Source organism: Bacillus sp. LR_5 (genome assembly GCF_042709275.1).
This window is the reverse complement of sequence record NZ_JAVAXX010000062.1, coordinates 15,242-28,002: the sequence shown is the minus strand read 5'-3', so window position 1 is coordinate 28,002 and position 12,761 is coordinate 15,242. Positions and strand designations below refer to the sequence as shown.

Annotated in this window: 11 protein-coding genes and 1 tRNA gene; 8 read left to right on the top strand and 4 right to left on the bottom strand. The window is 43.0% G+C overall.

Annotation, left to right across the window (positions count from 1 at the left end):
• Nucleotides 1-15 precede the first annotated feature (15 nt).
• The gene (locus RAC86_RS14970; protein WP_134991789.1) at nt 16-1,371 is read right to left on the bottom strand and encodes a serine hydrolase; all 1,356 of its coding nucleotides are present in this window, start codon (nt 1,369-1,371) and stop codon (nt 16-18) included.
• A 538-nt stretch (nt 1,372-1,909) separates the two neighbouring features.
• Here RAC86_RS14970 and sacB point away from each other — a divergent pair.
• From sacB to RAC86_RS14940, 6 genes are all read left to right on the top strand, one after another.
• Entirely contained in the window at nt 1,910-3,331 is a 1,422-nt protein-coding gene (sacB, locus tag RAC86_RS14965) for a levansucrase (RefSeq protein WP_001022105.1), read from the top strand.
• A 73-nt stretch (nt 3,332-3,404) separates the two neighbouring features.
• Nucleotides 3,405-4,955 (top strand): 2,6-beta-fructan 6-levanbiohydrolase, encoded by a 1,551-nt coding sequence (gene levB / locus RAC86_RS14960; protein WP_015714756.1) that lies wholly within the window; start codon nt 3,405-3,407, stop codon nt 4,953-4,955.
• Between the two features lie 107 nt (nt 4,956-5,062).
• Nucleotides 5,063-6,625 carry an aspartate/proton symporter AspP gene (gene aspP / locus RAC86_RS14955; RefSeq protein ID WP_003228228.1) on the top strand — a complete coding sequence of 521 codons (1,563 nt, stop codon included), beginning with the start codon at nt 5,063-5,065 and terminating at the stop codon, nt 6,623-6,625.
• A 94-nt stretch (nt 6,626-6,719) separates the two neighbouring features.
• Nucleotides 6,720-7,304, top strand: coding sequence for a TetR/AcrR family transcriptional regulator (locus RAC86_RS14950; RefSeq protein ID WP_003244443.1), 585 nt, complete (start codon nt 6,720-6,722; stop codon nt 7,302-7,304).
• 82 nt (nt 7,305-7,386) lie between these two features.
• Entirely contained in the window at nt 7,387-7,722 is a 336-nt protein-coding gene (locus RAC86_RS14945; protein ID WP_014480966.1) for an SMR family transporter, read from the top strand.
• Nucleotides 7,722-8,042 (top strand): QacE family quaternary ammonium compound efflux SMR transporter, encoded by a 321-nt coding sequence (locus tag RAC86_RS14940; RefSeq protein ID WP_003228222.1) that lies wholly within the window; start codon nt 7,722-7,724, stop codon nt 8,040-8,042. The genes RAC86_RS14945 and RAC86_RS14940 overlap by 1 nt, the downstream gene beginning before the upstream one ends.
• Before the next feature lie 35 nt (nt 8,043-8,077).
• Here RAC86_RS14940 and RAC86_RS14935 read toward each other — a convergent pair whose 3' ends face one another.
• Together RAC86_RS14935 and RAC86_RS14930 are read right to left on the bottom strand one after the other, a co-directional pair.
• Nucleotides 8,078-8,590 carry a DUF3231 family protein gene (locus tag RAC86_RS14935; RefSeq protein ID WP_003243249.1) on the bottom strand — a complete coding sequence of 171 codons (513 nt, stop codon included), beginning with the start codon at nt 8,588-8,590 and terminating at the stop codon, nt 8,078-8,080.
• A gap of 251 nt (nt 8,591-8,841) precedes the next feature.
• Nucleotides 8,842-10,185: an FAD-binding oxidoreductase gene (locus RAC86_RS14930; protein ID WP_029725961.1), complete on the bottom strand. Its 1,344-nt coding sequence runs from the start codon at nt 10,183-10,185 to the stop codon at nt 8,842-8,844.
• Between the two features lie 355 nt (nt 10,186-10,540).
• On the opposite strand from RAC86_RS14930, the gene cotR reads away from it, so the two are divergent.
• Nucleotides 10,541-11,503 (top strand): sporulation hydrolase CotR, encoded by a 963-nt coding sequence (cotR, locus tag RAC86_RS14925; protein WP_217024096.1) that lies wholly within the window; start codon nt 10,541-10,543, stop codon nt 11,501-11,503.
• A gap of 282 nt (nt 11,504-11,785) precedes the next feature.
• On the opposite strand, the gene RAC86_RS14920 is transcribed toward cotR, so the two are convergent.
• Nucleotides 11,786-11,861 (bottom strand) — tRNA-Arg (locus tag RAC86_RS14920).
• Between the two features lie 269 nt (nt 11,862-12,130).
• On the opposite strand from RAC86_RS14920, the gene clpP reads away from it, so the two are divergent.
• Nucleotides 12,131-12,724, top strand: coding sequence for an ATP-dependent Clp endopeptidase proteolytic subunit ClpP (gene clpP / locus RAC86_RS14915; protein WP_003228214.1), 594 nt, complete (start codon nt 12,131-12,133; stop codon nt 12,722-12,724).
• Nucleotides 12,725-12,761: the final 37 nt, after the last annotated feature.

Below are 12,761 nucleotides of genomic sequence, written 5' to 3'. Positions count from 1 at the left end.
CAAATTCATTCCTTTCTAATTTGTACGGACCGCTTCTTCTTCTGAGCCATCCTCATAGAGGATAAAGCTTTTCGCAGCATCCCCGCCTAACATAAACTCGACTTCAACAGACAATGCTCGCAGAAAGAAACGGGTTTCCGAGGAAGGAAATAACTCCAGTCTCAGCTGTCCGGTGATCTCCAAATAAAGCCGTTCATTCTCGGCTGTCACCTGTGCAGCCGTCCCATCCTGCAACAGGTAGCTGCCAACATAGTGGCTGTATATCGCTGTATCAATTGCTTTTTTCTTTTTATCAGCAGGACGTTCCGGGACCTCATATGGCTGGCCAAATAGAATATGTTCCGCCGCCTTCAGAATCGCTTGTTCATATTCAGTATCCTCTTCCTTATTACTCAAATAGATTAGCGTTTTACGATGATCGATATATCGGATCATCAACGTCGAATAGCCGGGCCATCCTCCGCTGTGGCTGACAATCCGCCCTTTTTCAGGACTGTTTTGCAGTACCCAGCCAAAGCCATAATCAATTGTTTCTCCATTGTTGAGGCGCACTGGAGAAAACGCAGATTCCTTAGAAGCCTTGCTGATGAAATCGTCCTGATATAAAGCCTGATCAAATCGAAACAAATCGCTTGTGACAGAGTTCACCGTCCCATCTCCCTGTATGCCATCGAGATACACAACATAGTTCGTTTCCTCCAGCTCATCAGGGAGGACGTATGTTTCGGAATGTACATCATACACATATCCATATGCATAATGATCAATTCGCTCAGGCGAAAGCCTCCTGTTATACACTCTTGTTTCATTCATGCCTGCCGGTAAAAAAATACTTGTTTTCATAAAATCCGCATAGCTCATGCCAGATGCTTTTTCAATGATAACCGCCAGCAGCACATACCCCGTATTGCTGTACATCCAGCCTTCATTCGGTTCAAAATAACCAGATAGCCCCTCATTCATCAGCATATCGACAATATCCTGATTCACCGCAATCTTGTGTGAATCCCAATTGGCAAAAAACCATCCCATATAATCAGGAAGCCCTGACGTATGGTTCAATAAATGCCGAATCGTTACGCCCTGATACGGAAAACCGGGCAGCCAGCGATCCACTTTATCCTCATAGCCAAGAATCCCCTTCTCCTCCAGCAAGATGATTCCCAATGCTGTAAAAGGCTTTGACAAAGACGCTAACTCAAACAAAGAGTTGGTTTTCAACGGGCGTTTTTCCGTCATTTCCGCATAGCCAAAAGAGTGGTGATATAAAATATCGCCACCCTCCGCAGCCAGAACCGTCCCGTTAAACTGATGTTTTTCGCCTAATGTCTCAAATAACGTCTGAAGATGCTTTCTTTTATTCTGCTTCATTCCTCCACCTCCCATATCTCTGTACGTTACTAACCTACTAATGTTTCAAATATTTCGAAAAATACTTCAGTTAGAGATCCTTTTTAACCCATCACATATACCTGCCGTTCACTATTATTTAGTGAAATGAGATATTATGATATTTTCTGAATTGTGATTAAAAAGGCAACTTTATGCCCATGCAACAGAAACTATAAAAAATACAGAGAACGAAAAGAAACAGTTAGATTTTTTAGTTCTTTAGGCCTGTAGTCCGTAAATCCTTTTATGATTTTCTATCAAACAAAAGAGGAAAATAGACCAGTTGCAATCCAAACGAGAGTCTAATAGAATGAGGTCGAAAAGTAAATCGAGCGGGTTTGTTACTGATAAAGCAGGCAAGACCTAAAATGTGTAAAGGGCAAAGTGTATACTTTGGCGTCACCCCTTACATATTTTAGGTCTTTTTTTATTGTGCGTAACTAACTTGCCATCTTCAAACAGGAGGGCTGGAAGAAGCAGACCGCTAACACAGTACATAAAAAAGGAGACATGAACGATGAACATCAAAAAGTTTGCAAAACAAGCAACAGTATTAACCTTTACTACCGCACTGCTGGCAGGAGGCGCAACTCAAGCGTTTGCGAAAGAAACGAACCAAAAGCCATATAAGGAAACATACGGCATTTCCCATATTACACGCCATGATATGCTGCAAATCCCTGAACAGCAAAAAAATGAAAAATATCAAGTTCCTGAATTCGATTCGTCCACAATTAAAAATATCTCTTCTGCAAAAGGCCTGGACGTTTGGGACAGCTGGCCATTACAAAACGCTGACGGCACTGTCGCAAACTATCACGGCTACCACATCGTCTTTGCATTAGCCGGAGATCCTAAAAATGCGGATGACACATCGATTTACATGTTCTATCAAAAAGTCGGCGAAACTTCTATTGACAGCTGGAAAAACGCTGGCCGCGTCTTTAAAGACAGCGACAAATTCGATGCAAATGATTCTATCCTAAAAGACCAAACGCAAGAATGGTCAGGTTCAGCCACATTTACATCTGACGGAAAAATCCGTTTATTCTACACTGATTTCTCCGGTAAACATTACGGCAAACAAACACTGACAACTGCACAGGTTAACGTATCAGCATCAGACAGCTCTTTGAACATCAACGGTGTAGAGGATTATAAATCAATCTTTGACGGTGACGGCAAAACGTATCAAAATGTACAGCAGTTCATCGATGAAGGCAACTACAGCTCAGGCGACAACCATACGCTGAGAGATCCTCACTACGTAGAAGATAAAGGCCACAAATACTTAGTATTTGAAGCAAACACTGGAACTGAAGATGGCTACCAAGGCGAAGAATCTTTATTTAACAAAGCATACTATGGCAAAAGCACATCATTCTTCCGTCAAGAAAGTCAAAAGCTTCTGCAAAGCGATAAAAAACGCACGGCTGAGTTAGCAAACGGCGCTCTCGGCATGATTGAGCTAAACGATGATTACACACTGAAAAAAGTGATGAAACCGCTGATTGCATCTAACACAGTAACAGATGAAATTGAACGCGCGAACGTCTTTAAAATGAACGGCAAATGGTATCTGTTCACTGACTCCCGCGGGTCAAAAATGACGATTGACGGCATTACGTCTAACGATATTTACATGCTTGGCTATGTTTCTAATTCTTTAACTGGCCCATACAAGCCGCTGAACAAAACTGGCCTTGTGTTAAAAATGGATCTTGATCCTAACGATGTAACCTTTACTTACTCACACTTCGCTGTACCTCAAGCGAAAGGAAACAATGTCGTGATTACAAGCTATATGACAAACAGAGGATTCTACGCAGACAAACAATCAACGTTTGCGCCAAGCTTCCTGCTGAACATCAAAGGCAAGAAAACATCTGTTGTCAAAGACAGCATCCTTGAACAAGGACAATTAACAGTTAACAAATAAAAACGCAAAAGAAAATGCCGATATCCTATTGGCATTTTCTTTTATTTCTTATCAACATAAAGGTGAATCCCATATGAACTATATAAAAGCAGGCAAATGGCTAACCGTATTCCTAACCTTTTTAGGAATATTGCTGTTTATCGACTTATTTCCAAAAGAAGGACATGACCAAAAAACAAAATCAAAACAGAAGCCGGACTACCGGGCGGCATATCATTTTACGACTCCGGATAAATGGAAAAATGACCCTCAAAAACCGATCTATTTTGATGGCAAGTATCATTATTTCTATCTATATAACCGGGATTACCCAAAAGGCAACGGCACAGAATGGCGCCATGCCGTCTCAGAGGATTTGGTGCACTGGACCGATGAAGGCGTGGCGATTCCGAAATATACAAACCCGGACGGTGACATTTGGACCGGTTCCGTCGTGGTTGATAAAGAGAACACAGCCGGCTTTGGGAAAAATGCGCTTGTCGCGATTGTGACACAGCCCTCAGCCAAAGACAAAAAACAGGAACAATATTTGTGGTACAGCACAGATAAGGGAAAATCATTCAAATTCTACAGTGGCAACCCCGTTATGCCTAATCCGGGTACAGACGATTTCAGAGATCCGAAAGTCATATGGGATGACCAGGATAACAAATGGGTCATGGTCATGGCTGAAGGATCAAAAATCGGCTTTTATGAATCCGATAATCTTAAGGACTGGCATTACACAAGCGGATTCTTCCCAGAACAGGCGGGAATGGTGGAATGTCCCGACCTCTACATGATGCGGGCAAGCGACGGAACGAATAAGTGGGTTCTCGGTGCCAGCGCGAATGGCAAACCGTGGGGCAAACCAAATACGTACGCCTACTGGACCGGAAGCTTCGACGGAAAAGAATTCAAAGCGGATCAGACTGAAGCCCAATGGCTTGACTATGGCTTCGACTGGTATGGCGGTGTGACGTTCGAAGACAGCAAAAGCACAGATCCATTAGAAAAGCGGTATGCGCTTGCCTGGATGAACAATTGGGATTATGCCAACAACACCCCGACAATGAAGAACGGCTTTAACGGCACAGATTCTGTCATACGCGAACTCCGGCTGAAGGAGCAGGATGGAACATACAGCCTCGTCTCACAGCCGATTGAAGCTTTGGAGCAGCTGACTGTTTCAACTGACGAAATAGAGGATCAGGATGTGAACGGATCAAAAACATTGTCGATAACAGGTGATACGTACCAGCTTGATACGGATCTTTCTTGGTCAGAGCTAAAGAATGCAGGCGTCAGGCTCAGAGAATCAGAAGACCAAAAACGCCATATTGATGTCGGTATTTTCGCTGAAGGCGGCTATGCTTATGTCAATAGAGCAGCCACAAATCAGCCTGACAAAAGCAATACCTATGTCGAAAGCAAAGCTCCTTATGATGTAAACAAACGTAAGGTGCATTTGAAAATACTTGTCGATAAAACAACGATAGAAGTATTTGTTGGCGACGGGAAAACCGTTTTTTCAAATGAAGTCTTCCCAAAGCCTGAAGATAAAGGAATTACCCTTTATTCTGACGGCGGCACAGCCTCCTTCAAAAATATAACAGTGAAACACTTTGATTCGATTCATGAATAAAAACAGGGGCGGCGCAGGCTGCCCCTGTTTTTTTATTAGGAGCGGTATTCTCTGTTACATATTGGGCATTGTAAGGAATATAAGGCTGGTTTCAAAGGAGGAAGCGAATGTCTAAACAAGGAAATTTTCAAAAATCAATGTCGCTGTTTGATCTGATTTTGATTGGGATGGGAGCCATCTTTGGATCAGCGTGGCTGTTCGCTGTCAGTAATGTCGCTTCAAAAGCAGGGCCCTCCGGCGCTTTTTCCTGGATCCTCGGAGGAGCCATTATTTTGTTAATCGGGCTTGTATATGCGGAGCTCGGAGCCGCTCTGCCCCGTACCGGAGGCATCATTCGATACCCCGTTTATTCACATGGCCACCTTGTCGGCTACTTAATTTCGTTTGTCACGATTGTCGCTTATACAAGCTTGATTTCAATTGAAGTGACAGCTGTGCGCCAGTATGTGGCCTATTGGTTTCCCGGCCTGACCATTAAAGGGTCTGATTCGCCGACCATTTCCGGCTGGATCTTGCAATTTGCCCTATTATGCTTGTTTTTCCTGCTGAATTATTGGAGCGTCAAAACCTTCGCTAAGGCGAATTTCATCATATCGATTTTTAAATATATTGTGCCGATTACCATCATTATTGTGCTGATCTTTCATTTTCAGCCGGAGAATTTATCCGTTCAAGGATTTGCACCGTTTGGATTTACAGGTATTCAGGCTGCCATCTCGACAGGCGGCGTCATGTTTGCGTATCTCGGCCTGCATCCGATTGTATCTGTAGCAGGTGAAGTCCAAAATCCAAAACGCAATATCCCGATCGCTTTAATCATTTGCATCATCGTTTCAACCATCATTTATACTGTTTTGCAGGTCACCTTTATTGGTGCAATCCCGACAGAAACACTGAAACATGGCTGGCCGGCAATTGGCCGGGAGTTCTCATTGCCGTTTAAGGATATTGCGGTCATGCTCGGGTTAGGCTGGCTTGCAACGCTTGTCATTTTAGACGCCATTCTGTCTCCCGGAGGAAATGGGAATATCTTTATGAATACGACATCCCGCCTTGTTTACGCCTGGGCACGTAACGGCACATTATTTGGCATATTCTCAAAGGTCAATAAAGATACGGGGACACCCCGCGCTTCGCTTTGGCTTTCGTTTGCCCTGTCCATTTTCTGGACACTTCCCTTTCCTTCGTGGAACGCGCTCGTCAATGTCTGTTCAGTCGCGCTCATTCTTTCATATGCGATTGCACCCATTTCTTCAGCTGCGCTGAGGGTCAACGCCAAGGACTTAAACAGGCCGTTTTATTTAAAGGGAATGAGCATTATCGGGCCGCTTTCCTTTATATTTACAGCGTTTATCGTGTACTGGTCAGGATGGAAAACAGTCTCCTGGCTGCTCGGTTCACAACTCGTGATGTTTTTGATCTATCTCTGTTTCAGCAAATATACGCCTAAAGAAGATGTCAGCCTCGCTCAGCAGCTGAAATCAGCCTGGTGGCTTATCGGGTTTTATATTATGATGCTGATCTTTTCCTACATCGGTTCTTTCGGACATGGTTTAGGGATTATCAGCAATCCCGTCGACCTCATTTTAGTCGCGATCGGCTCACTTGCGATTTATTACTGGGCAAAGTATACCGGGCTCCCAAAAGCCGCCATTGATTACGATAAATAAAGAAGCAAGAGGTTTTCTTGCTTCTTTATTCTTTACAAACATACATACACGCGATAAAATGAATGAGAGTCAGTCATTATCGGAGGTGTTCCTCATGCCAAAACAAACATCGGGCAAATATGAAAAAATTCTGCAGGCTGCCATAGAAGTCATTTCTGAAAAAGGCCTCGACAAAGCTTCTATTTCTGATATTGTCAAAAAGGCCGGCACTGCCCAAGGAACATTCTATTTGTATTTTTCATCTAAAAATGCCCTCATACCGGCCATTGCAGAAAATCTCCTCACCCATACACTTGATCAAATCAAAGGTAGGCTGCATGGGGACGAGGATTTTTGGACCGTTTTAGATATATTAATTGATGAGACATTTCTCATTACAGAACGCCATAAGGATATTATTGTCCTCTGTTATTCCGGGCTTGCGATCGACCACTCCATGGAAAAATGGGAGACGATCTATCAGCCTTATTATTCCTGGCTTGAAAAAATCATCAACAAGGCCATTGCAAACCATGAGGTAACGGAAGGAATCAATTCAAAATGGACGGCCAGAACGATTATCAACTTGGTCGAGAATACTGCAGAACGATTCTATATCGGATTTGAACAAGATGAAAATGTTGAAGTGTATAAAAAAGAAATCTTTACTTTCTTAAAACGGAGCTTAGGTACTGCTTAAAAAATGACTGGGTAACACCGCTCATTTTTTAATGTTCTAAAAATGACTGACGTTCATTCATAAAAATAGAGAGGTGTTTCATTTGAATTGGGTTCTTGTTTTTATTGCAGGGCTTTTAGAAGTTGTTTGGGCCTCTTCCCTCAAACATGCCGATTCGCTTTTGGATTGGATCATCATTTTTATCTTAATCGCGGTCAGCTTTATCCTGTTGATCCGCTCTTATCAAAAAATCCCGATGGCCGCGGCGTACACTGTGTTTGTGGGAATCGGAACCGTCGGAACATATCTGACTGGAATTGTTCTGGGCGAATCCTTCTCAGCAGCCCAAATGTTCTTTTTAGCTTTATTGCTGGCTGGCATTTTAGGAATGAAATTATTTACGAAAGAAAGCAAATCTCAGCCGGGAGGTGAACAATAATGGCATGGTTTTTATTAGTGATTGCCGGCATAGAAGAAATTATAGCTGCCATTGCCATGAAATATATAGACGGAACAAGAAAAAAATGGCCAATCATTGTGATGACTGTTGGATTCGGCTTATCCTTTTACTGCCTTTCCCAAGCGATGATCGTCCTGCCTGCCGGAGTCGCATATGCCGTCTGGACTGGCATTGGAAGCATTGGTGTTTCGGCGGTCGGGCTCATCTGGTTTAAGGAGCGGTTTCAGCTTTCACAGGTGATTTCACTTTGCCTTATCCTAGCTGGCGTCATCGGCCTGCGTCTTACGTCATCTTCATAAAATCAAGGCATATACAGCTGTATATGCCTTTGCCATTAAGCTTCGTGATGTTTTTGAAGATGAAGCGGCGGTGGGATGAGCCAGCCTTTGTTTTTTAGCAGCCTTAAGTATTTTGCGCCGGTTGCCGCTTTCGACATATGAAATTGCCCAAACATCATGGCAATATCCTCACGAATCGATTGCCCCATCATTTTGCTGCATGTCACCAGACCTGCAGCATTTTCTGCTGCCGCGGAGGCCGCCACATCCGGATCGAGAAACCGTGCGCCAGGCGGAATGTCGTTAAGATCTGCTGTCGGCGGTTCAGGAGAAGCCGGCGGCAGCGCCACCCCGTTTTCTTTCAGGATCGTGCTGACCTGTTTGATTTCATCTTGGCATTTCTCAATAGACTCACGAAGCAGTTTCTTCAGGTCGTCATCACCGACATGATTCAATAGCATTTGGTAATTGCCGACCATTTTATTGCCCGCCATCACATAACTCCACAAGCCGAATACCTCACCGTAATGCATCGGTTCATCCTGCGGATTTCCGCTTAAAATACCCATGTTCATCCTCCTCCCATATTCAATATTGCACATTTCATAACGTGCCCAAGCGGAGGAACATTTATGTTTCAGCGGAAAAGATTTATGAAATGAAACAAAACAAAAAAGACAAGAGTGGCAAGTTGCCAAACCATTGTCTTTCCTGTTGTTTGATTGGACGCACTGAAGGGATTCGCACCCCGACAGACAAGATACCGGAAACCATTCAAGTGCTTTTTAATATGAGTCATTGATTCTGTCTTTAATAAACTTTAACGAGATGGCGGGATGCTTTGCGGAAAACGAAATACATTTTCGGGGTCATATTTCGCCTTTATTTCTCGAAGCCGCGCAAAGTTTGCGCCATAATATTCTTTTCCGAAGTTTTCAATGTTTTGATCTGGAACATTAACATATGAACCTGCTACATATGGTTGCATCAGCTGACGCACTCTTTCAACTGATGCAAGATTTGAATCTTCTTGTGATTTATTTTTCCAACTAGCCGTCCATTCCGTATAAAATATTGGATGGCGCCAAAAAAAGGCAGTTTCGTCTTTAGGGACTCTGCTTATAGCACCACCCCAATTGATAAAAAAGAAATTGGCATCTGTTCCAGTAGCATCTTCCAAAAATTTTCTCATGATTGAAATGGGTTCGTCAGACCAAAAATCATGACCCCAAGCCGAGGAGAATTTAACACTCTGATCATTTCTGCCAGGGATGGGTTCGTCAGGGTCTAAGAAATCTATAGCATCTGGATAGTATAATGTTTTGATATCTGCTTCTGTTGGAGTTCCCGCATGTAATAAAGGTTTTAATAATCGAATCAATTCAGTTTTCGAACCGAGGAAAATTCCTTCTGCATGACACAAACCATTTATTTTGCTGTAAATTTCAAGGTAGCATCCTAATCGTTCATCTACAAACGGAGCCCATTTCTGCCAAGCTTTAAATACCGTTTCTAATTGTTCCCACGGCCAGATAATATTGAAGACGGTTGCAGTTTTAGGGGCACGATGAACTTTGAATGTATATTGGGTATTATATCCAAAGTTACCTCCTCCTCCGCCTCTAGAAGCCCATAGCAAATCCTCATTGTGAGATTGATCTGCATGAATAATCCTTCCTTTTGCATCTACCGTTTTCAGCGCGAGAAGGTTATCACTTATAAGGCCAATCGATCGTGAGAGTACACCAAATCCGCCGCCCATCGTAATTCCCCCGATTCCAACTGTTGGGCTATCTCCAAACGGAGCCATAAAACCGTCTCGAGCTAATCCCTTTACAAGCGGGCCAACGGGAATACCAGTTTGAACGGTTGCAATCGCGTTTTCTTCATCTAAGAAAACTTTATTCATGTCACTCACATCAATAACAATTCCTCCACTTACTACTGAAAGGTTCTTATCTAAAGCATGGCGACCGCTTCTGACACGTAAGGGCACTTTATTCTCACGAGCCCATTTAATGGCATTACTTACATCGTATGAATTTTGCGCAAAAACAAAGACAAGAGGATAGACATCCACATAAGGGTTCCAATTCTTAATAGCCTCTGTATAGCCGGGGTCTCCTTTGAAGATTACACGCCCTGTCAACTGTGTTGATCCCATATATTATTTCACTCCTAAAGAAATTCGATTCAGATACTAAAATATGCAGGAGCTGGATAATCGCATAGACAAATGATCTACGAACTATAAATATAATACGCTAAGGCCTTTTTCGTCGGTAAGGTCTGCTGAGAAACATTTTTCAAACAATTTTGAGCAAACTTCCTGTCCAATCCTCCAACAAGCGTTTTTTCTTATCGTTTTTAGGAGCAGTGTCCAGTTTTTTTCGGAGTGAATATTCGTTTAGGCCAAAAGAAAAGAGAGATGAAGAAGTGTTTAGTACCAGAGGTATACATCCATACAACAGACTCTAGATCATCATATACTGAATGTATGTAGAAAGGAGACATCAGCTTTGGCAAAATATCGGATTATGACCTTTGACGGCGGCGGTACCTTAGGTGCTTTAAGTTTACAACTATTAAACAGATTGGCTAGGCAAAACCCGAAGTTAATTAGTCGAACCCATGTATTTTCGGGAAATTCAATCGGTTCATTTACTGCCCTTGCATTAGCAAGCGGAAGATCTCCGAGGGAAACACTTCAGTATTTTGAGGATGAAATCCTGCCGGCATTCAGCTTTTCCCGGCCAGGCGGACCTGTTTTCAACCAACAATTACCCTATTCCGGTTTTATTAAAGCGGTAAGAAATTTTTTCCCAGCAGATCTTCAACTTATAGATTTAAGAAAACGAATTGTTGTCCCATCATTCAAATTATACTCTCAAAAACTGGACCGTTGGACTCCTGTCTTATTTCACAATTTTCCCGGCTCTCCCTATTTAAATGAAAAAGTGAGTGATGTCATACTGCGGAGCAGCGGTGCTCCCGCGACGCAACGCGCCTATCAAAACTACGTGGACGGATATGTAGTAGCAACGAATCCCAGTACAGCCAGTATCGCGTTTGCAGTTGGTAAAGCCAACGTGCCATTGGATCAAATTGCGGTATTGTCCATCGGAACAGGTGAAGCCCCGACTCGGTTAAGAAGAGATACGAGGGGATGGGGAATGGTAAGTGCAGATAACATCCGCCCCGAAAATCTGAAGAACCTTCCTCCAAATTGGGGAGTCCTTTTGGACAGGTCGCCTAATGAACCTTTACTGCCATTTCTTCAGATGATTGCTGGCGGTAATGGGTACTATGAATCCATGGTCAGTGCGAATCTTCTGGGAGATCGTTTTTTCCGGTTAGATCCGCGGATTCCGAACTTCTCCAAAACGGACCCTGCCGTCGTTCCCGCTGTCATAGAAATTGCGAACAAAACCAACTTACAGCCTGCAATTCAATTTATAGAGAAGAACTGGGGGAGCAAATAAATTTTTATTTTAAAACTATTCTCGCTTATCCAATTTTGTCCGAGAAAAGATTCTCAAAATAAATACAGGCAATGGGTAGAACCGGATTTTTTAAAGGTTTGTTAATCACAAGCTAATAAGATGAATGAAAAAATCAATTCATACTTCTTCTTTTGAAAGTGAGGGTTCAAACTAAAGAATGTAATTGAAATGTTACTCTAAGGTATGCAATTCCCTTTTTCACACAAAAAAGACAAGAGCGGCAAATCGCCAAACCCTTGTCTTTCCTGTTGTTCTATTGGACGCGCTCGGAGGGATTCGAACCCCCGACAGACGTGGTACCGGAAACCACCGCTCTATCCAACTGAGCTACGAGCGCAGAATGACTGCGTTATGAGAACGTCAGCACAACTAATTATACGATAATTCCATTCAAATAACAACCCTCTATTTCGAGAGGCCATTTTTTAAATAGACAAAGCATCTTAATTGGCAATCTGACATACGATGGTTTGAACCCCTGTATTTTTGGGGAAAATGGGAAAAAGAGACGACTTTGCATATCAGGCCAGCTTTTTGTTTGACCTTTATTGACCAAAAATGTATCATGTAACTACATACTTACCTAAAAGGTGAAGGAGGAGCATTATGAATTTAATACCTACAGTCATTGAACAAACGAACCGCGGGGAAAGAGCGTATGACATTTATTCTCGTCTATTAAAGGATCGTATCATCATGCTTGGATCTGCGATTGATGACAACGTTGCGAACTCCATCGTGTCACAGCTTTTATTCTTAGCAGCAGAAGACCCTGAAAAAGAAATTTCTCTTTACATCAACAGCCCGGGCGGCTCTATTACAGCCGGTATGGCGATCTATGATACCATGCAGTTTATTAAGCCGAAGGTATCTACAATTTGTATCGGTATGGCTGCGTCAATGGGCGCGTTCCTGCTTGCAGCCGGCGAAAAAGGCAAACGCTATGCGCTTCCAAACAGTGAAGTCATGATTCACCAGCCTCTTGGCGGTGCGCAAGGTCAGGCGACAGAAATTGAAATTGCCGCGAAACGCATTCTCTTGCTTCGCGACAAATTAAACAAAGTCCTTGCTGAACGTACTGGCCAGCCGCTTGAAGTGATCGAACGCGACACAGACCGTGATAACTTCAAGTCTGCTGAAGAAGCGCTTGAATACGGCCTGATTGACAAAATTTTGACTCACACAGAAGACAAAAAGTAATAACACAACCTGCAAGAGCTGCGTCTCTTGCAGGTTT

Excerpts from the sequence above, each read along its gene's own strand:
- sacB (WP_001022105.1), top strand. The coding sequence starts at position 1,910 with ATGAACATCAAAAAGTTTGCAAAACAAGCAACAGTATTAACCTTTACT.
- RAC86_RS14950 (WP_003244443.1), top strand. The coding sequence starts at position 6,720 with ATGCCAAAACAAACATCGGGCAAATATGAAAAAATTCTGCAGGCTGCC.
- RAC86_RS14940 (WP_003228222.1), top strand. The coding sequence starts at position 7,722 with ATGGCATGGTTTTTATTAGTGATTGCCGGCATAGAAGAAATTATAGCT.
- RAC86_RS14930 (WP_029725961.1), bottom strand. The coding sequence starts at position 10,185 with ATGGGATCAACACAGTTGACAGGGCGTGTAATCTTCAAAGGAGACCCC.
- RAC86_RS14935 (WP_003243249.1), bottom strand. The coding sequence starts at position 8,590 with ATGGGTATTTTAAGCGGAAATCCGCAGGATGAACCGATGCATTACGGT.
- RAC86_RS14970 (WP_134991789.1), bottom strand. The coding sequence starts at position 1,371 with ATGAAGCAGAATAAAAGAAAGCATCTTCAGACGTTATTTGAGACATTA.
- aspP (WP_003228228.1), top strand. The coding sequence starts at position 5,063 with ATGTCTAAACAAGGAAATTTTCAAAAATCAATGTCGCTGTTTGATCTG.
- levB (WP_015714756.1), top strand. The coding sequence starts at position 3,405 with ATGAACTATATAAAAGCAGGCAAATGGCTAACCGTATTCCTAACCTTT.
- clpP (WP_003228214.1), top strand. The coding sequence starts at position 12,131 with ATGAATTTAATACCTACAGTCATTGAACAAACGAACCGCGGGGAAAGA.